Genomic DNA, 18,926 nt, shown 5'->3' on the forward strand with positions numbered 1-18,926 from the left:
AGCGGATCTGTCACTAAGGCTGGGCTAAAATCGCTTTTTCAGTTGTGTTCTTGGAGAAGGTATCGATATGAGTGGCTCCTTTACTTTTATGGTGGTATTGGCGTTTTTGGCCGTGATCGTGGTGATGGCGGGGGTCAAAGTTGTGCCCCAGGGTCAGCAATGGACAGTTGAGCGATTTGGTCGCTACACCCGCACCTTGACACCAGGCTTGTCCTTGCTGGTGCCTTTTATGGATCGCGTGGGCCGCAAGCTCAAAATGATGGAGTCTGTGCTGGATGTGCCTTCGCAAAGTGTGATTTCCCGCGACAACGTGGCGGTGACAGCGGATGGCGTCGTGTTTTATCGCATTGACAATGCGGCCCAGGCTGCCTATGAGATTGATCACTTGGAACTGGCCATTGTGAACCTGACGACCACGAACCTGCGTTCGGTTCTGGGTTCGATGGAACTGGACCATATGCTGTCCAACCGCGAAGTCATTAACGATCGTTTGCTGGCGGCAGTGGATGCGGCCACCACACCTTGGGGGGTGAAAGTCACTCGCGTGGAAATCCGTGATTTGAATATGGCGCCTGAGTTGCAGGAAGCCATGAATTTGCAAATGACGGCAGAGCGCCATCGTCGTGCTGCCGTGACCAAGGCCAGTGGCCAGAAAGAAGCGGAAGTGCTGCAGGCTGAAGGCGAAAAGCAAGCAGCCGTATTGCGTGCTGAAGGTGAAAAGCAAGCTGCTATCTTGCGTGCTGAAGCGCGTGAACGTGAAGCCGAAGCTGAGGCCCGCGCCACCCGTGAAGTGTCCGAAGCCATCAAGAGTGGTGACGTTCAGGCCTTGCAGTATTTTGTTGGCTTGAAGTATGTGGAAGCCTTGCGTGAGGTGGGTACAGGCCCGAATAGCAAGTTGGTGCTGATGCCTTTGGAGGCAAGCGGTATTACTGGTGCAGTGGCGGGTGTGACCGAGCTGCTCAAGACCACCGCTAACAAGGCGGGGCAAGGCTAAGCGAACAGCGGGAGGTGCTGATCTTGTCATTCATTTTCGATTCCTTTTGGTATTGGCTGGTGTCTGGTGTCGTGCTGGTCGCCGCCGAGGTCCTTATTTCCGGCGTCTACCTATTATGGCTGGGCCTGGGGGCCTTGACGGTGGGCTTGTTTGCCGCCGTCTGGCCGGATGCTCCCTCCTGGTTGCAATGGCTGATTCTGGCCGTTGCCATGCTGGGCTGGGTGGTGGTCGGTGTGCGCTGGCAGCGGCGCAGTCGGAGCAATCAGCCCGACATTCTGAATACCGGCTTGAGTGCTTATGTTGGTGCTCATGCTCAGGTTAGCGAAGGTTTTGTAAATGGCCGGGGACGTATTCGGCTGAACGATAGTTATTACAGTGCTACTGCGACCCGGAATCTGGAGCAGGGCGCTGCGGTTGTGGTCTTGGCAGTAGAAGGTGCTGAAATGCGTGTTCAAGCTGTTGAGCAAGATAAATAGCAGGGTGTTAGAACGATGATGAACAATCGCTACGGCAAGCTGGCTTCTTTGGTGTATCACCTGGATAAGCCGGTAGGACGCTCTTTCGGGGATGTGGAGTACTACCTGGAGCGTCTGCGAGGAACAAGCGGGCCAATTCTGGAACCCGCAGTAGGCACAGGGCGTATTTTGATTCCCTTGCTGCAAGCGGGGCTGGAGGTCAGCGGCTTCGATCTGTCGCAGGAAATGTTGGATTACTGCCAACGTGAATTGGACCTGCGGTCTTTGAACTCACAGATTCAACTGGCCGGTTTTACGGATTTCACAGCAGATCGTCTTTGGGAGGCGATCGTGGTGCCGGCCGGCTCTTTTCAACTACTGGACTCGTTTGAGCAAGGCATGGCCGCGCTACGCCGTTTTCATGCCAACCTGAAGCCAGGTGGACGGCTGTTGTTGGATCTGGACCCGGTCGCGGCGATTGTCAATGTGCATCCCGGTATGCGGACCTGGTCGGCCCCTCCGCATGGACTGATTACCCTCAATGCCACCGCTCTGGACAAAGATTACTGCGCCCAGGTAAGCCGTGAAATGCATCGCTACGAGTTGTGGGAGCATGGTGTCTTGCTGGAAACCCAGCTGGAACAATTCTCGCTGCGCTGGTGGGGTGTTCAGGAACTGCGCATGGCGCTGGAGCAAGTGGGCTTTGGCGAGATTGTTATCTCCGGCGGGTATCAGTACGGCAAGACACCGCAGGACACTGACGGAATTATTTCGTTTGAAGCGCGCAAGCTGTAAGACTGGGACTGGGACTGGGACTGGGACTGGTGCCAGTAATCGTATTAGTGTGGTGGCCAAGGTGGAAACCGTACGCGATATGAGCAATGGCATAGGTTCATGCGTGGATACTGGTACGGCAACAGCAACAGCAACAGCAACAGCAACAGCAACAGCAACAGCAACAGCAACAGCAATTGCAGGATTGCAAGCTGTTGGACTTGGATCCGGACGACGGATGCTTTCAGCCCTATCTGCTTTTATATTGGTTCTACAACCTGTATTCAGCCCCGCCGCACAAGGGCAAAGCCTGATACAGGATGAACAAGGCTGGGTTTATGTAAATGAAAGGGGCGAAGCAGTTCTGCGCCCCTTTATTTACGACAACGGCCCCGATTATTTTGAAGAGGGTCTGGCTCGTTTCGTCGCCAAAGGGAAGATGGGCTTTCACGATCAATCACTGAAAATCTGGATTCCGGCCCGTTACGATTTTGCCTTTCCTTTTGTGGAGGGCAAAGCCAAGGTTGGTATGAATTGCAAGCTCATTTCACACGGCGAACACCGTTCAGTTCACTGCCAGCACTGGGGAAATATTTCCAATCCTTTGACAGCACCAAAAGATCAGCCCGAAAACTAGTCCGTGCACAGTACACTGCAGTACAGAACTTATCCGGAGAACACGATGAAGAAATGGGGAATCCTGGGACTGGTTGGCGTCTTGTCTGCTTGCGCCAATCAAGCCTCGACACAACCACCCGTGGGTATTGCCAATCCGGCCTCGGCTTATTGCCTGGAGAAGGGCGGGCGTTTGGATATCGTCAACACACCAACAGGGCAAGTGGGCATGTGTACCTTGCCGGATGGCACGGTGATTGAAGAGTGGGAGCTGATGCGCCGTGACCACCCTTCGGCAAAGTCCTGATGTCAGATCATAAAAGCCAGCTATTTGCTGGCTTTTATATTAGCGTTCGATACGGACCTCAAAGTAGGCTTCGGACTCGCCCAGATCACGAAAGCCATCGCTCATGGCGCGCGTGGCGGCGGCAATCCATTTCTTGGCCAGGGCAATGTCTTCCCCGGACAATTCCGTCTCTGCCGTTTCTTCGGCCAGTTGCCACGCTCGATAGGCCTGGACCACGGCCTCCGGGCCTTGCATGACTTTTTCTAAGCTGCGGCGAAAACGCTCCTCAGCCTCGCGGCGGCCGCGTTCGGTGATATCGGAAGGAGCGTCGTGCAAAGTGATGGTATAGGACATGATGCTTCTTTTTGCTGTATGGATAAACAGTAATTTAGCATGTCTTTTTATCTTGAGCCAGATTTTTGTGATGTCTGTGGCATCAACTATGAGTCGGCTTTTTTTTGCACCCCCAAACAGGCTGAAAAGATGCGTGCGCTTGTTCGGCTTTGCACAGCTCGCCCAGCCCTGATTTTCCACCATAGACGATCTACCCGAGCCCGTAGGTATACTGCTTCAAACAGATTTACGCTTTCTTTTTCATGGCCGAGGTTCAGGGTGCAGCTTGTCGTAATTGGCAGTATTACCGTTGATATTGTGGTCTCAGGCATGCCAGCCGAGCTGGCGCGTGGCGACAAGCAGGAAGTGGGTTCGATCGATTTGTACCCCGGAGGTGGTGCGCTGAATGCGACAGCCAGCTTTATGGGGCAAGGCGAGTCGGTTCGGCTGCTGGGGGCGCTGGGTCGAGACGGCCTGGGGGCGCGTTTGCGCTCACAGATCAAGCAGTTGGGAATAGATGTCAGCAGTATGCAGATCTGTCCTGATCAGCTCACCGGTAAAGCCATTGTCCTGGTCGAGCCGTCCGGCAGTGCTTCGGTGCTGGCACGACGTGGGGCAAATGCCTGCCTGCGTGTCCAGGCTCAAGACTTGCAAGCAGACCTGATTTATGTGGCTCCCTTGGCCTTGCAGCCTATGGAAAGTGTGGCGCAGGCCTTGGCGGAAAGAAGGGATACCTCAGCTTGCTTGGTGGTCAATCCCAGTGTGGCGTGTTTGCAGCATCAAGGCCAGGGGTTCAAACAGGTCTACGCACGCGCAGATGTGCTGGGTTTGAATGCGGTGGAGGCGCAAATGCTGGCAGGCGTTCAGGACGCTGATATTCAACTGGAATTATCCATTCAGGAAGCGTACGAGCTGGCTCGACATGTGCAACATCATTCCCGGCAAGCTGTGTTGATTACCTTGGGTGTGCAGGGGGCGGTGCTGGCTTTCAATGGACAGCAGTATGTGCAGCCTGCGAGCAAAGTCATGGTGCGTTCAACAGTTGGGGCCGGGGATGCGTTCCTGTCCAGCTTTGCCTTGGCCTGGAAACGGGGCCTGAAACCGTCAGAGGCCCTGGATTTGGCCAACCAGGCAGCGGCAGCACGGTTGGGACAGTGGGCGGCCAATACGTTTCCGCCTCTGTTCGGGCAAAGCGCGGAGGATATTCTGGCTTTGTGATTACCCAACAAACAACAGAGTAGAACAATCGCAAGGGAGAGGGGATGGCTGCTGCTGTCATTATTGTGGGCGTATATCTGCTGGTGATGGTGTTATTGGGCATCACACTCTGTCATACCCGTCCCCAGACATGGAAACGGGATACGGCTTTATTAATGATTACGCCCTTGGCTGTCCCTGTGGTTTATGTGATTTTTACCGTTCTTAAGTGATAGGGCACAGATGCAAAGCGTCTTTGTGTGGCCTGTTGTTGCGCGTTGTGAGCCTTTGCTGTTTTTTTTGCCGCAGAAGTAAGTTTGTGTAGCTCGGTTCTCGTCTTTGTGTCTGCGCTGTGTCTGTTCTTGACAATCGTTGACTTCGTGTTCTGAAGGTGGGCAGTTACCATGGTTTCAAGCTTGTTTTAGTTGACACCTCAGGATACGCATCATGATTACTGCCTCGAATCTGATCGATTATGTACCAGTGGTATTAATGCTGGCTGGTTGCGGGATTCTGGGCTTCATTCTGCTGTCTTTCTGGCTGCATCGCTCGTGAGTCACATCCGGCACGGTCTTGTTTTGTAATAAATCCCGGCTACTTACGCGTGATTTCAACGTCTTCTTTTACTTGATGTGTTGCTTTTGCTGCACGCCTGCCATTGCTCACTTTTCCCATCAAACAAGTGTAGTAAGCTATTTCCACGATCTGTGTTGCGCCCAGCGCCCGAAGGCTTTTTTAAGCTTGCGTTAACAGCAGACGCTGCTTGGTCAGCCATCGTGTCAAATGACAGGCCAGGCATCAGTAAACGTCAGGTCAAGGAGAAGGAAATCATGTTTTTCCGCTTAGTTTCTGCCTGGGCAGGCTCTTTGATGTTATCGGCATGCGCCAGCTCTACCCAAACGGCTACCAAACCTGTGGCTCAAGCTAATTTGGCTTCTACATTTTGTCAGAGCATGGGCGGACAAACCATTGTTCACAAAAGTGAGCGTGGTGCGTATGGGACCTGCTTGATGAAAGATGGCTCGGAGTCTGAAGAGTGGGCCTTTTACCGTAGCTGGTATCCCCGTATGGACTGAATTCTTTGCCAAATGTGGTTTTTGTGGCGATACAGCACCGCGATCGTAGGCGAAGGTGATAAACTTATCCAATCAAATGTGTTATTTGGGAAGTAGAATCTTATGAACTCAACGCGAACTACCCGTCGGCAAAACTAGCCGTGGCCGCGTAGCGTTTCGTTTGCTTTCCAAGAACGTTCAATTCAAAAGCGCGGCTTTTTCAAAGCCGCGTTTTTTATTTCAGGAAGTGTTATGGTCCGAATCACACTGCCCGATGGCTCCCAGCGAGAGTTTCAGGGCCCGGTTTCCGTCAGCGAAGTGGCGAACTCGATTGGTACTGGCCTGGGCCGCGCCGCCCTGGCAGGCCGTGTCGGCACGCCCGGTACCGAGTCGCGTCTGGTGGACACCTCGTATGTGATCGACCAGGACAGCCATTTGGCCATCATCACCGCCAAAGACGCCGACGGTCTGGATTTGATTCGTCACTCTACCGCCCACTTGCTGGCTTATGCGGTCAAAAGCCTGTTCCCGGATGCCCAGGTCACCATTGGCCCGGTCATCGACAACGGCTTTTACTACGACTTTTCCTACAAGCGCGCCTTTACGCCTGAGGATCTGGAAGCCATTGAAAAGAAAATGGCCGAGCTGGCCAAGAAGGACGAAGTGGTGACTCGTGAAGAGTGGCTGCGCGACGACGCTGTCGAGTTCTTCAAGAGCATCGGCGAGGATTACAAGGCAGAGATCATTGCCTCCATTCCGTCCAACGAGCCGATCAGCCTGTACCGCGAAGGCGATTTCATCGACTTGTGCCGTGGCCCTCACGTGCCCTCCACTGGCAAGCTGAAAGTATTCAAGCTGATGAAAGTAGCCGGGGCTTACTGGCGTGGCGACAGCAATAACGAAATGCTGCAACGTATTTACGGGACTGCCTGGGCGACCAAGGAAGATCAGCAAGCCTACCTGACCATGCTGGAAGAGGCCGAGCGCCGTGACCATCGCAAATTGGGTCGTGAGCTGGATCTGTTCCATTTCCAGGAAGAGGCCCCCGGTCTGATTTTCTGGCACCCCAAAGGTTGGGTGATCTGGCAACAGGTCGAGCAATATATTCGCCGCGTCTATCAGGACAATGGTTACCAGGAGGTGAAAGCACCTCAAATTCTGGATTTGTCGCTGTGGAAGAAAACGGGCCACTGGGACAACTACGCTGAAAACATGTTCACGACCGAGTCGGAGAACCGTGTTTACGGCTTGAAGCCCATGAATTGTCCTGGCCACGTGCAAATCTTCAATTCCGGTCTGCATTCCTACCGTGAACTGCCTATCCGCTACGGCGAGTTCGGTCAGTGCCATCGCAATGAACCCTCGGGTGCCTTGCACGGTATGATGCGCGTACGCGGCTTTACCCAAGACGACGGCCACATTTTCTGTACCGAAGACCAATTGCAAGACGAATGCGCCGCCTTTACTGCGCAGTTGCAAGCTGTCTACGCGGACTTTGGCTTTACCGAAATCCTGTATAAAGTGGCTACTCGTCCTGAAAAGCGTATTGGCGACGATGCGGTTTGGGACAAAGCGGAACAGGCTCTGATCGAAAGCTTGCGCCGTACCGGCTGCGAGTTCGAGATATCGGAAGGCGAGGGCGCTTTCTACGGTCCGAAGATTGAATACACATTGAAAGACGCTATTGGTCGTCATTGGCAGTGCGGCACCATCCAGGTGGACTTCTCCATGCCAGCCCGTTTGGGTGCCGAGTATGTGGATGCCCAGGATCAGCGTCGTGTGCCTGTCATGTTGCACCGTGCTATTTTAGGTTCTTTCGAGCGTTTTATCGGCATGCTGATTGAAAACCACGCCGGTGCTTTGCCTGCCTGGTTGGCCCCCGAGCATGTGGTGGTATGCTGCATTTCTGAAAGTTCAGCGGATTACGCCCAGTCCGTAGCACAAAGTTTGAAGAAAATGGGGTTCCGTGCCTCCTCTGATTTGCGTGGTGAAAAAATCACTCGTAAAATTCGTGAGCACAGCATGCAAAAAGTGCCCTATATTCTGGTCGTGGGTGAAAAAGAGCGTGAAAACGGCGCTGTTGCCGTACGTGCGCGTGGCGGTGTGGACTTGGGCGTCATGCCAATAGCCGATTTTTCAGCACGATTGAAGCAAGAGATCGATAGCCGTCAGTAAAACAGAAACGCTATCGTTTTTATCGACATTTTTAGGAGTTTTCGACATCGCAACCGAGAAAAAACATCGCATCAATGGTGAAATTCGTATTCCAGAGGTGCGACTCATTGGAGTCGAGGGTGAGCAGCTAGGTATCGTCAAGGTGCCTGAAGCCTTGGCAATGGCAGAACAACATGATGTGGATTTGGTGGAAATTGCCCCTACGGCTGCACCACCCGTTTGTCGTTTGATGGATTACGGCAAATTCCGTTATCAGGAACAGAAGCGCCAACAAGAAGCCAAGGCCAAGCAGAAAGTCGTTCAGATCAAGGAAGTCAAGTTCCGTCCCGGTACGGACGAAGGAGACTACCAGGTCAAGCTGCGCAATGTGAAGCGTTTCATTGATGATGGCGATAAAGTCAAAGTGACTTTGCGTTTCCGTGGTCGTGAGATGGCTCACCAGGAATTGGGGATGCGCGTACTGGAACGGGTCCGCGACGAAGTCAGCGAAATCTGTCAGGTTGAAGCCATGCCCAAGCTGGAAGGCCGTCAAATGGTCATGGTCTTGGCACCTCGCAAGAAAACGTCCTGATACTTTTGCCTAATACGGCCTGGATCTGCCCAGGGGTATTTTGCGCCGGTCAACTCTCTCCCAAGTAGCGGGTCGATCGCAATCGCCTTTGCAGCTCGTCTGCAAAGGCGTTTTTCTCTAGGTGTGATATGCACGTTTTATTCATCATTGATCCCTTGTCCAGCCTGTCGGCGTACAAGGATTCCTCCGTTGCCATGATGCGTGCATTTCTGGCGCGTGGTCATCGCGTCAGCGTCACTTTGCAGTCTGATTTGTATATTTCCCAAAGCCGGGTTTGTACACGCAGTCAGGCTGTGAGCATTGCCGCTGATGCCGATTTGCGTGTGCCGTCGTGGTGGACGCATCCTGAGCCTGCCACCGAGCAGGAATTGAATGTCTTTGATGCAGTTATCATGCGCAAAGACCCGCCTTTTGATATGGAGTACTCCTATTCCACGCATTTGCTCAGCTTTGCGCAAGAGCAGGGCGCCAAGGTATTCAATTCGGGTGTAGCCATCCGTAATCACCCCGAAAAACTCGCTATTACCGAATTTCCGGAATTTACCCCCCCCACCTTGGTTACCCGTGACATGGTCCGCTTGCGCGCCTTTCACCAGGAACACAAGGATGTAATTGTCAAACCGCTGGACGGCATGGGCGGCATGGGTATTTTCCGTTTGCAAGACCCCGAGCCTAATCTGGGAGCTATCCTGGAAACGCTGACGGCCAATGGGACACAAACCATTATGGCGCAACGCTATATTCCGGAAATCGTCAAGGGGGACAAGCGTATCCTGATTATTGGTGGTGAACCGGTGCCTTATGCCTTGGCGCGTATCCCTTTGGCAGGTGAGACGCGCGGTAATCTGGCTGCAGGCGGTCGTGGGGTAGCCCAACCTTTGTCCGAACACGACTGGCATATTGCTCGTACCTTGGGACCTGTGCTGGCGGCTCGTGGTTTGCTGCTGATCGGTTTGGATGTGATTGGTGACTACGTCACGGAGATCAATGTGACCAGTCCAACCTGTTTTGTTGAAATTACGGACCAGACAGGCTTTGACGTTGCGCAGCGTTTTGCCCAGGCCGTCGAACAAGCGACGGAACGCGCGTGATTCGCCTTGCCTTGATCATGCACGAGCCCCTGGCCAGTGCGTTTGCCAGTTGTGCCGAGCACGTCCTGGGTGAAAAGCCCGATCTGTTTGTTTTTGACATACAGGCCGACGAATGCACGGATACGGCAGTGGACCGCTTGCTGGGACAGTTGCAAACGCAAGCGCCGGGCTCGCCCGCCACACTGATATTGTGTGATCTTTACGGTGCCACTCCCTTTAACGTGGCCCGTCGGGTTCAGCAGGCTTTGCAAGATCAAGGGCAGGGCGCTTACTTATTGACCGGCACCAATATGTGCATGGTCTTGAAAGCCTTGACCGAGCGGCGTGACAATCCCGAGCAGTTCGCTCGGGATGTCATGGCAGGCGCATTGCGTGGCATTGTTCATGCCGACTGCCATTGCTAATTTGAATTTTCATTTTTTCAGTTGCCCTTATGCCTAGCGTATCCATCACGATCAGTAATAAATTAGGTCTTCATGCTCGGGCAGCGGCCAAGCTGACGCAGTTGGCAGGCCGGTACCGCAGTGAGATTTTTATCGCGCGTGGCTCTCAGCGCGTGAATGCAAAAAGTATTATGGGCGTCATGATGCTGGCCGCCGGAATGGGGGTCACCGTGGTTATCGATGCTCAGGGTGAGGATGCTGATCAGGCCCTCAATGATATTCAGGCCTTGTTTGATGCCAAGTTTGGTGAAAACGAATAGGGAAGAAATTCAGTCATGAATAGTGCTGCAGCTCGTACCCCGGCATCTGATTTGCCCTCGATGTTTACCGCTCAAGGCCAAGCAGTCGGTAAGGGGTACGCTATTGCCAAAGCGGTAGTGATGAGCGCAGCCGCACTGGAAGTTCCTCATTATCGGATTGCAGCCGAAGATGTCGACTCTGAAAGCCAGCGTTTGTTAAGTGCCATGGCCAGCACCCGCGATGAGCTGCGCGCCATGGTTGATCAGTTGCCCGTGGATGCGCCGCGCGAGCTTGCTCCTATTTTGACAGTGCATAGCCTGCTTTTGGACGATCCCATGTTGACGCAGCAAACCTGCGCCATCATCGCCGAGCGCCATTACAACGCAGAGTGGGCCCTAACCTCGCAAGGCCAGATGCTGGTTGAGCAGTTTTCCCAAATGGAAGACGAATACCTGCGCGAACGGGGTGCCGATGTGCGCCAGGTTATTGAGCGAGTCTTACGCGTTTTAGCGGGCAAGCCTGCTCTGTTGCCGGGTTTTTCTGCGGCCCAGGAAGAACCGCTGATTGTGGTGGCACGTGATATTTCTCCGGCCGACATGCTGCGTTTGCGTGGTGGTCATTTTGCTGGTTTTCTGACCGATCTGGGCGGTCCTACCTCGCATACGGCGATTGTAGCCCGTAGTTTGAGTGTTCCCGCCGTAGTGGGTTTGGGAAGTTTCCGCAGTCTGATTCGTGATGGCGATTATTTGATTGTGGATGGTTTCTCCGGTGCGGTAATCGTGAATCCGTCTGAGCAAGTGCTTGCCGAGTACCGGGAACGCCAGCAAGCCTATCGCCGTGAACGGGCCGAGCTGGAGGCATTGTTGGATGCGCCCGCGGTGACATTAGATGGTATCCATGTTCGTCTGGAGGCCAATATCGAGCTTCCCGAAGAAGCCGAGCTTGCCATGAAGGCGGGTGCTGACGGTATTGGCTTGTTCCGCAGTGAGTTTTTGTTTATGGGGCGCGCGGACCTGCCCTCAGAGCAAGAGCAATACGAGGCCTATTCTCGTGTGGTCAAGACGATGAAAGGCAAGGTCGTTACTATTCGCACGCTGGATATTGGTGCCGACAAGACCTTGGATGGTGACGCAACCGTGGCGACCAATCCTGCGTTGGGGTTGCGCGCTATTCGTTACTGTCTGGACAAGCCTGAAATGTTTGCTACTCAGTTGCGCGCCTTGTTGCGAGCCAGCCAGTACGGACAAATCCGCATTCTGATTCCCATGATTTCCTCTATGGACGAGGTGCATGCCAGCCGGCAGGCTATTGAGTCGGCAGCGCGAGAGTTGGAGAAGTCCGGCACACCTTTCGCTCGAAATTATTTATTGGGCGCCATGGTAGAGGTACCAGCCATCGCGATTGCGATTGAGCCCTTTGTGCAGGAACTGGATTTTCTATCCATCGGAACGAATGATCTGATTCAGTACATTCTGGCGGTAGACCGGGGCGATGCCGAAGTGGCCAGCCTGTACGACCCCATGCATCCAGCTGTTTTGCGATTGATCGCACACACCATCAATGCGGCTGATCGCGCGGGTAAACCTGTGGCGATTTGCGGGGAAATGGCAGGGGATGCCTCGGTCACTCGCATGTTGCTGGGGCTGGGCCTGAAGGAATTCTCCATGCATCCGCAGCAATTGCTGGATGTGAAAAAGGAAGTGCGCCTATCGCACTCCAACGCCTTGCGCGTTAAAGTTGCCAGTGCCCTGAATCGGGCCGAGCGCATTGATTTGGCCACATTAGCTGCCTAAGTTCTTGAAAGTAAGTCAATTTAATTTGACAAATATGTAACAAACCCCCGGCTGTAACTCTGTGAGGGATTCTGTTTGTAACAGGGCGTCCTGGCGAGGTTTCCGGCTAGGTGCTTGTTGTTAAAGGGTTTGTCACAAACCTTGAGCTATATCGTCAGAAGAATTGAAATCAGGATTTACACTAATAGATTGGTCTGCGTGTCCAGCACCGATAGAATGGCTTTTAGGGGAGTTGTAACAGACCCAAGGCCGAGCCGGAAGTCGCACCAGGCATCGGCCAATTCTATCTAGCGACCTTGGAATAGTAGGAAGGAAATCTTATGAAACTGACTCGTGCTCATTTTGCTGTCATGGCCGCAGCCGCTTCGATGACTCTTTTGGCTGCGTGTTCCAAAGAGGAAGATAAAGCCGCTTCGAGCGCGCCACCAGCGCCTGTCACTGCACCGCAATCGACAGCGCCTGCCACTACACCTGCCCCCGAGGCTGACAAGTCCATGGAGCAAAAAGCGGAGGAGTTGAAGCAGGATGCCGCTAAAGTGACTGAGGACGTCAAAAAAGAAGCAGAGAAACAGGAAGAAAACGCCAAGGAAAATGCTAACTCCTTGAAGGAAGATGCCAAGGCTGCTGGCGATAAAATCGCTGAAAAAGCAGATGAAGCCAAGGACGCTATGGCTGATGCGGCCAGCCGTACCGGCGATGCGATTAAAGAAGGGGCTGCCAAAGCGGATAAAGCCATTCAAGATACGTTGGGTAATGGCGTTGATTCCTCGCCCTCTTCCGTTCCTTCGGAACAAGCCAAACCTTAAGGCTTGAATAATTGGGCAGCTTGTCTGGCCAGATGAAAAAAGCGGGTGCCTTTGGTACCCGCTTTTTCTATACTGCTGATAGTGTCAATATTTTCAGGAGAGGACCATGATTAATCGTAGCGAGTGGCTGGAAGATTTACAAAAAAATGTTTCGGAGCTGATCGCCAAAAGTCCGGCTGCCGATATTGAGCGCAATGTCAAAGCCTTTATGGGTCAGGCCTTCAACCGTATGGACTTGGTCACCCGTGAAGAGTTCGATACTTACCAGTTGATGCTGGAGCGTGCGCTGGCTCGTGTGGCCGCGTTGGAAACACGTTTGCAAGTGTTGGAAGGACGCCAGACTCCCGTTCCTCAGGAAGGGGATGCTTCTGCTCAAGAGGGCAGCCAAGGCTGATCACTTCATTTGAACACTGTCGCCAGGCCTGGGGGCAAACAATCGGCCAGCCCCTTTTTCATTGCTGTGTTTCTTGTGTTGACCGGGGTGTGCGCCGCACTGCATGTGTGGAAAGTCCCCCCGGCTTTGCCTTTTATGCAGCGAGAATTGGGCATGGACCTGGTGCAGTCGGGGTTTTTGCTGGCCAGTGTGCAAATGGCCGGCATGTTGCTGGGCTTATGCATAGGACTGATTTCCGAGAAAATCGGCTTGCGCCGCTGCATTCTGACGGGGCTGGGCATTTTAAGTCTGGCTTCGCTGATCGGCTCGCTCTTTGAACACAGTACGCTGGTGTTGCTGGGCCGCATGATAGAAGGTTGTGGCTTTCTGATGGTGGTGCTGCCCATTCCTGCCTTGATCAAACGCATTACCGATACGGCGCGCTTGAGCCGAGTCATGGGTTTGTGGGGCTGTTATATGCCCGCCGGAGCGGTCTTGATGCTGTGGGCTGGCGCTGCCTGGTTAGCAGTCGGATCCTGGCGTAACTTGTGGGTGGTTCTGGGCATATTGACGGCCATTTTCATGGTCCTGACCTTTCTGCTGGTGCCGCCAGACTCTCAGACTCAACCCCAGCGCGCGGCACAGAGTACACCCGCTCACCGTTGGTCGAATCTGTTGCGTACGACCTTAAGTTCTGGTCGGGTTTGGTTGCTGGCTTTGGCCTTTGGTGTGTACGCGGCGCAATGGGCGGCAGTCGTAGGCTTCATGCCCACTATCTACAATCAGGCGGAGATTGCGGTCGGTACAGCGGGTTTGCTGACGGCTCTGATTGCTGCCGGAAATGTGGTGGGCAATCTGGGCGCAGGGCGTTGCCTGCATGTAGGTATCCCACCTCATCGGCTGCTGCAAGCAGGCTACCTGGGCATGATTGCGTGTGCGGTCCTTGCGTTTGGGCTGACACAAAGCCTGGTGGTTCAGTTTGTCGCCATTTTGCTGTTTTCGATTGTCGGCGGTTTGATTCCCGCCACCCTGTTTTTCCTGGCGGTCACAGCAGCGCCTTCGCCGGAGACCACCTCGACTTCGGTGGGTTGGGTACAGCAATGTTCCTCATTAGGCCAGTTTGTAGGGCCGCCCGTGGTGGCGTCGGTCGTACATGCCTTGGGTGGATGGCAGTGGGCCTGGATTGCGACAGTGGGTTTTGCAATTCTGGGTTTGCTCATTGCTTGGCGCTTATCCCGATTGCGTTTGCCTAACGGTCCTTAAGCCTTGCTCTGCTCAGTGCTGGATCGTGTCAATCGATAATGAAGGTGTCAGCTCAGTCACGCTGGCCCTGTGTTTTTTTGAAGGAAAACAGCATGCTCGTCAGTAATGTCCAGATCACTAGAGATGAATTAGTCGATTTTTTGGACGCCTCCCATGAGTCTTTGCGTTTCGAGCACTGTACCTTCGATGGTGAGGATTTGTCGGGTCTGGAGCTGGAGGGTTTGCAGTTTTCAGCTTGTTGTTTTCTGGATACCTGCTTTACACGTGCGCATCTGCAAGACACGGTCTGGCAACGCTGCAGGATGGGGCGAGTGGATTTCAGTCTGGCTGATTTAAACGCGGCACGCTTTCGGGCTTGTGATCTGCACTTGAGCAAGTGGGTGCGTGCTCAGATTGCCTCCTTGCAGATCGAGGACTCCAAACTCAGTGGGGCAATCTTTAACGAAACCCGTGGTCTGGATCTGAGTCTGCGTGAATGCAAGCTGGTCGGTGCCACCTTGCGCGCGATTAACTTCCGTAAACAAAATCTGGTGCAACTGGATTTCTCCGATGCCGACTTGGGTGGCTGCAATTTTCAGGATGCCGTATTTGAAGGCGGCAGCTTGAGGGGCGCCAGCTTGAGAGGGGTGAACTTCAAGGGAGCAGACCTGCGCAGTGTGGAACTGGGCAGCATCACCTTGTACGACTTGAATAACGCTTTCCAAGGCGCATGTTTGTCAGTAGAGCAGGCCGTCCAGCTGATCAGCTCCATGGGCGTGCAGGTTCAGTAAGACCTGTGTGTCGTACAAATACGCAGTGATGTTTTAAGGCAGATATCTGGAGCTTCTTTTTCCTGACAGGCAGACTGAATGTTTGCCTTGGAAAGGGAGAAGGGCATATGTCCTTGGCCGTTTTAAATAGCTGCGCTTTGTCGGGCCTGGATTTTATTGATGTACGCGTTGAAGCGCATGTCGCTCCAGGATTACCCGCTTTTCATATTGTGGGTTTGCCCGATGCCGGTATTCGTGAAAGCCGCGAACGCGTACGGGCTGCGATGCAAGCCAGTGGTTTTGATTTTCCCGCCGCCCGACTGACCATCAATCTGGCCCCTGCGGATCTGCCCAAGGATTCGGGCCGCTTCGATTTGCCCGTGGCCTTGGCGATTTTGTTGGCCAGCGGCCAGCTTAGTCGTTCGGACGACAAGCAGCGTGAACAGGCTATCACAGGCCTGGATCGGTACGTCATGGCGGGAGAGCTGTCTTTGACTGGGGCAGTGGTTCCTGTGCAAAGCGCGCTGACGATAGCCTTGGGCATGGCGCGTCGGCATCCGGAGCGTTGTTTGCTTTTGCCTGCGCAGAGTGCAGAAATTGCCGCCCATGTTCCTGACCTTCAGGTTTGCGGGGTTGCCAGTCTGGCTGAGGCGGCGGGGTATTTGCGGGGAGATAAGGAATTGGGGCCAGCATCTGCCAAGCCTTGGCCAGAGCAAAATGAAGGCCAGCAACTGTGTTTGTCGGACGTGCTGGGACAGCCTTTGGCTTGTCGTGCTGTAGAGGTGGCGGCTGCGGGTGGCCATAGCCTTTTGTTGAATGGATCCCCTGGGGTGGGCAAAACCATGCTGGCCCAACGTCTGCCGGGTTTATTGCCAGATCTGGATCGGTACGCTCAGTTGGAAGTGGCCGCCTTGTATTCCTTTGTGCAAGAGCAGGACTGTTTCAGCAGGCGACCGCCTTTTCGCGCCCCGCATCATAGTATTTCGACTCCTGCTTTGATTGGTGGGGGAAGCCGACCTCGGCCAGGAGAAGTGTCCTTGGCTCATCATGGCGTACTGTTTCTTGACGAACTGCCTGAGTTCAGTCGACGCTCTTTGGAGGCGTTGCGAGAGCCTTTGGAGCAGGGCTGTGTACATATTTCTCGTGCCCAGAAGCAAGCGGTTTTTCCGGCACAGTTTCAATTTGTAGCTGCCATGAATCCCTGCCCCTGTGGCTGGGCGGCGAGCCGCCATCGGGCGTGTCGGTGCTCTCCCGCTCAACGAGAGCTGTATCGGCAGCGCCTATCGGGGCCGATGTTGGATAGGATTGATCTTTTGGTGACCTTAAGCGAGTCCGAGCCGGAGCGGGATCAAGTGGCTCAGGCGTCTAGCCAGGTCAGGTTGCGGGTACAGGAGGCAATCGAGAGGCAGAGGGTACGCCAGACAGTGCGTAATGCTCGTCTGTCGGTGGCCGGTCTGAAAGAGCATGGGCGCTTGTCTGCGGAGGCCTTGCAGCTACTGGCCAGTGCACGCAAGCGTTGGCATTGGTCAGAGCGTGTGCAGGGTAGGGTGTTGCGGGTGGCGCGGACAATTGCTGATTTAGCTGGAGTGGATCAGATTGCCAGACCGCATATTGCGGAAGCCCTGCAGTTTCGGCCTGAGTTGCCGTGAATCGAGGCAAGGGGAAGGCAGGTATTGGTGGGTTTGGCAGGCCGGGGCGGGTAGGCTGCAGGCTGACAGGCACCATGATTCTCATGGTTGGCCTGTGCGTCGCTTGCTTAGATTTTCAGGCGGCGTATGAAACTTCGTGCCTCTGCATAAGAGGGTGTGCCGGATATTCTTAACTACAAAAACCCTTTGGTATCTGGACAATTCTTGAGGAATCACCCTATAATCAAGGGCTTTTCCCCTGTTTGGATCTATTTTGGCAGCGGGTAAAGAAAAAAATAAGTGCCTGTTTTGGGTCATACAAGTGTCAGCCAGCTTCCTAGGCGACCACCCGCAGACACAAATGAGTCGAGTAATTTCATGCCTAAAATGAAAACCAAAAAAAGCGCCTCCAAGCGCTTTGTGGTTCGTGGTAGCGGTTCCATCAAGCGGGGCCAAGCGTTCAAGCGTCACATTCTGACCAAGAAGACGACCAAGAACAAACGTCAGTTGCGCGGTGCCGTCGAGGTTCATAAAGCCGACGTCGCTTCCGTAAAAGCAATGATGCCTTTCGCTTAATTAGGGGGAATCACACATGTCACGAGTAAAACGCGGTGTTAACGCACGCGCACGCCACAAAAAAGTAATTGCCCAGGCCAAAGGTTTTCGCGGCCGTCGCGGTAATGTATTCCGTATAGCCAAACAGGCTGTCATGAAGGCAGGTCAGTATGCCTACCGTGACCGCCGTAACAAGAAACGCGTATTCCGCTCGCTGTGGATTACCCGTATCAACGCAGCTTGCCGCGAACTGGACATGAGCTACAGCCAGTTTATCGCTGGCCTGAACAAAGCCTCCATCGCTTTGGACCGTAAGGTTTTGGCTGATCTGGCTGTTAAAGACAAGGCAGGTTTTGCTGCTGTTGTTGCACAGGCTAAGAACGCTCTGGCTGCTTAAGCGGTATCTGACTGTATAGTTCACAAACGGGGCCTTTGGGGCTCCGTTTGTTTTTGGAAAGTAACACGCCATGACTTCCTCTCACGACGATCTGATTGCCCAGGCTCGGGCCTTATTTGAGCAGTCTCAGGACGCCGCCTCGCTGGAAAATGCTAAAGCTCGATTTTTGGGCAAACAAGGTGCGATCACGGCCTTGATGAAAGGCCTTGCCCAGATGGAGCCGGAGCAGAAAAAAGCAGCAGGTGCCAGCATCAACGTGCTCAAGCGCGAAATTGAAGATTTGCTGAACGATCGTCGTGCTGCCCTGGCGGCAGAACAATTGAACCAGCGACTGGCTCAAGAACAAATTGATGTGACCTTGCCTGGCCGTGGTCGTGGCACCGGTGGTATTCATCCGGTGATCCAGACCTGGCAGCGCGTCGAAGCCATTTTCCGCTCTATCGGTTTCGATGTGGCTGACGGCCCTGAAATCGAGAATGACTGGACAAATTTTACCGCTCTGAACAATCCAGAGAATCATCCTGCCCGTTCGATGCAAGACACGTTCTATATCGATATGAACGACGAGCAGGGCTTGCCCTATTTGCTGCGCACGCACACCAGCCCCATGCAGGTGCGTTACGCCCGCATGAATCAGGCGCCTATCAAGGTTATTGCCCCCGGCCGCACCTATCGTGTCGATAGTGATGCCACCCACTCGCCCATGTTCCACCAAGTGGAAGGGCTGTGGATTGCCGAGGATATTTCCTTTGCCGATTTGAAAGGCGTTTACACGAACTTTCTGCGTGCCTTCTTTGAAAGCGACGATCTGGTCGTACGTTTTCGACCTTCTTTCTTCCCCTTTACCGAGCCATCTGCCGAGATTGACATGATGTTCTCCTCCGGTCCCAACAAGGGCCGTTGGCTGGAAATCTCCGGTTCCGGGCAGGTTCACCCGCAAGTGGTGCGCAATTTCGGTTTGGACCCAGAGCGTTACATCGGTTTCGCCTTCGGTTCCGGACTGGAGCGCCTGACTATGTTGCGCTATGGTGTTAACGATTTGCGCCAGTTCTTTGAAGGCGACCTGCGCTTTCTCAAGCAGTTCAATCGTTGATTCCTACTTCGCGCCGCTGGGCCTTTTAGGCCCGGTCGGT

At 53.9% G+C, this 18,926-nt stretch carries 23 protein-coding genes; 22 read left to right on the top strand and 1 reads right to left on the bottom strand.

Going from position 1 to position 18,926, the window contains the following annotated elements; all coding sequences use genetic code 11:
- Nucleotides 1-67 precede the first annotated feature (67 nt).
- The 5 genes from ACDI13_RS16955 (at nucleotide 68) to ACDI13_RS16975 (ending at nucleotide 3,145) form a co-directional block, all read left to right on the top strand.
- Complete coding sequence (locus ACDI13_RS16955) at nucleotides 68-994, top strand: SPFH domain-containing protein (RefSeq protein ID WP_316989983.1); 927 nt, start codon at nucleotides 68-70, stop codon at nucleotides 992-994.
- Between the two features lie 14 nt (nucleotides 995-1,008).
- Complete coding sequence (locus ACDI13_RS16960; RefSeq protein WP_316989982.1) at nucleotides 1,009-1,470, top strand: NfeD family protein; 462 nt, start codon at nucleotides 1,009-1,011, stop codon at nucleotides 1,468-1,470.
- A 15-nt stretch (nucleotides 1,471-1,485) separates the two neighbouring features.
- Nucleotides 1,486-2,244 (top strand): class I SAM-dependent methyltransferase, encoded by a 759-nt coding sequence (locus ACDI13_RS16965; protein ID WP_316989981.1) that lies wholly within the window; start codon nucleotides 1,486-1,488, stop codon nucleotides 2,242-2,244.
- 61 nt (nucleotides 2,245-2,305) lie between these two features.
- On the top strand, nucleotides 2,306-2,860 hold the full coding sequence (locus tag ACDI13_RS16970; RefSeq protein ID WP_316989980.1) for a WG repeat-containing protein: 555 nt from the start codon (nucleotides 2,306-2,308) through the stop codon (nucleotides 2,858-2,860).
- A 45-nt stretch (nucleotides 2,861-2,905) separates the two neighbouring features.
- The gene (locus tag ACDI13_RS16975) at nucleotides 2,906-3,145 is read left to right on the top strand and encodes a DUF333 domain-containing protein (RefSeq protein WP_316989979.1); all 240 of its coding nucleotides are present in this window, start codon (nucleotides 2,906-2,908) and stop codon (nucleotides 3,143-3,145) included.
- Nucleotides 3,146-3,184: 39 nt separating this feature from the next.
- Here ACDI13_RS16975 and ACDI13_RS16980 read toward each other — a convergent pair whose 3' ends face one another.
- Nucleotides 3,185-3,478 carry a hypothetical protein gene (locus tag ACDI13_RS16980; RefSeq protein WP_003800394.1) on the bottom strand — a complete coding sequence of 98 codons (294 nt, stop codon included), beginning with the start codon at nucleotides 3,476-3,478 and terminating at the stop codon, nucleotides 3,185-3,187.
- A gap of 258 nt (nucleotides 3,479-3,736) precedes the next feature.
- On the opposite strand from ACDI13_RS16980, the gene ACDI13_RS16985 reads away from it, so the two are divergent.
- The 17 genes from ACDI13_RS16985 to pheS all read left to right on the top strand — a co-directional run bounded on the left by ACDI13_RS16985 (nucleotide 3,737) and on the right by pheS (nucleotide 18,886).
- The gene (locus ACDI13_RS16985; protein ID WP_316989978.1) at nucleotides 3,737-4,675 is read left to right on the top strand and encodes a carbohydrate kinase family protein; all 939 of its coding nucleotides are present in this window, start codon (nucleotides 3,737-3,739) and stop codon (nucleotides 4,673-4,675) included.
- 44 nt (nucleotides 4,676-4,719) lie between these two features.
- Entirely contained in the window at nucleotides 4,720-4,887 is a 168-nt protein-coding gene (locus ACDI13_RS16990) for a hypothetical protein (protein ID WP_316989977.1), read from the top strand.
- 597 nt (nucleotides 4,888-5,484) lie between these two features.
- Nucleotides 5,485-5,730, top strand: coding sequence for a DUF333 domain-containing protein (locus tag ACDI13_RS16995; protein ID WP_316989976.1), 246 nt, complete (start codon nucleotides 5,485-5,487; stop codon nucleotides 5,728-5,730).
- Nucleotides 5,731-5,961: 231 nt separating this feature from the next.
- Nucleotides 5,962-7,884, top strand: a complete 1,923-nt coding sequence (gene thrS / locus ACDI13_RS17000; RefSeq protein WP_316989975.1) for a threonine--tRNA ligase — start codon at nucleotides 5,962-5,964, stop codon at nucleotides 7,882-7,884.
- A gap of 46 nt (nucleotides 7,885-7,930) precedes the next feature.
- Nucleotides 7,931-8,455, top strand: coding sequence for a translation initiation factor IF-3 (gene infC, locus ACDI13_RS17005; protein ID WP_316990110.1), 525 nt, complete (start codon nucleotides 7,931-7,933; stop codon nucleotides 8,453-8,455).
- Between the two features lie 128 nt (nucleotides 8,456-8,583).
- Nucleotides 8,584-9,546, top strand: coding sequence for a glutathione synthase (gene gshB, locus ACDI13_RS17010; RefSeq protein ID WP_316990030.1), 963 nt, complete (start codon nucleotides 8,584-8,586; stop codon nucleotides 9,544-9,546).
- Nucleotides 9,543-9,950 carry a PTS sugar transporter subunit IIA gene (locus ACDI13_RS17015; RefSeq protein ID WP_316990031.1) on the top strand — a complete coding sequence of 136 codons (408 nt, stop codon included), beginning with the start codon at nucleotides 9,543-9,545 and terminating at the stop codon, nucleotides 9,948-9,950. The genes gshB and ACDI13_RS17015 overlap by 4 nt, the downstream gene beginning before the upstream one ends.
- A 29-nt stretch (nucleotides 9,951-9,979) precedes the next feature.
- Nucleotides 9,980-10,249, top strand: coding sequence for an HPr family phosphocarrier protein (locus ACDI13_RS17020; protein ID WP_094196578.1), 270 nt, complete (start codon nucleotides 9,980-9,982; stop codon nucleotides 10,247-10,249).
- A gap of 60 nt (nucleotides 10,250-10,309) precedes the next feature.
- Nucleotides 10,310-12,022, top strand: a complete 1,713-nt coding sequence (gene ptsP, locus ACDI13_RS17025) for a phosphoenolpyruvate--protein phosphotransferase (RefSeq protein WP_316990111.1) — start codon at nucleotides 10,310-10,312, stop codon at nucleotides 12,020-12,022.
- Nucleotides 12,023-12,342: 320 nt separating this feature from the next.
- Nucleotides 12,343-12,828: a hypothetical protein gene (locus tag ACDI13_RS17030; protein WP_372372527.1), complete on the top strand. Its 486-nt coding sequence runs from the start codon at nucleotides 12,343-12,345 to the stop codon at nucleotides 12,826-12,828.
- 106 nt (nucleotides 12,829-12,934) lie between these two features.
- The gene (locus tag ACDI13_RS17035) at nucleotides 12,935-13,222 is read left to right on the top strand and encodes an accessory factor UbiK family protein (protein ID WP_316990033.1); all 288 of its coding nucleotides are present in this window, start codon (nucleotides 12,935-12,937) and stop codon (nucleotides 13,220-13,222) included.
- A 135-nt stretch (nucleotides 13,223-13,357) separates the two neighbouring features.
- On the top strand, nucleotides 13,358-14,464 hold the full coding sequence (locus tag ACDI13_RS17040; RefSeq protein ID WP_372372529.1) for a CynX/NimT family MFS transporter: 1,107 nt from the start codon (nucleotides 13,358-13,360) through the stop codon (nucleotides 14,462-14,464).
- Nucleotides 14,465-14,556: 92 nt separating this feature from the next.
- Nucleotides 14,557-15,234: a pentapeptide repeat-containing protein gene (locus ACDI13_RS17045; RefSeq protein WP_316990034.1), complete on the top strand. Its 678-nt coding sequence runs from the start codon at nucleotides 14,557-14,559 to the stop codon at nucleotides 15,232-15,234.
- A gap of 107 nt (nucleotides 15,235-15,341) precedes the next feature.
- Nucleotides 15,342-16,862: a YifB family Mg chelatase-like AAA ATPase gene (locus ACDI13_RS17050; protein ID WP_316990035.1), complete on the top strand. Its 1,521-nt coding sequence runs from the start codon at nucleotides 15,342-15,344 to the stop codon at nucleotides 16,860-16,862.
- A gap of 357 nt (nucleotides 16,863-17,219) precedes the next feature.
- Nucleotides 17,220-17,417 (top strand): 50S ribosomal protein L35, encoded by a 198-nt coding sequence (gene rpmI, locus ACDI13_RS17055; protein ID WP_003800367.1) that lies wholly within the window; start codon nucleotides 17,220-17,222, stop codon nucleotides 17,415-17,417.
- Nucleotides 17,418-17,433: 16 nt separating this feature from the next.
- Complete coding sequence (gene rplT / locus ACDI13_RS17060; protein ID WP_009454390.1) at nucleotides 17,434-17,793, top strand: 50S ribosomal protein L20; 360 nt, start codon at nucleotides 17,434-17,436, stop codon at nucleotides 17,791-17,793.
- Between the two features lie 70 nt (nucleotides 17,794-17,863).
- Nucleotides 17,864-18,886, top strand: a complete 1,023-nt coding sequence (gene pheS / locus ACDI13_RS17065; protein WP_003800363.1) for a phenylalanine--tRNA ligase subunit alpha — start codon at nucleotides 17,864-17,866, stop codon at nucleotides 18,884-18,886.
- Nucleotides 18,887-18,926: the final 40 nt, after the last annotated feature.

The sequence above is a fragment of the Alcaligenes faecalis genome (assembly GCF_041521385.1).
In the GTDB taxonomy this organism is placed as follows: Bacteria; Pseudomonadota; Gammaproteobacteria; order Burkholderiales; family Burkholderiaceae_B; genus Alcaligenes; species Alcaligenes faecalis_E.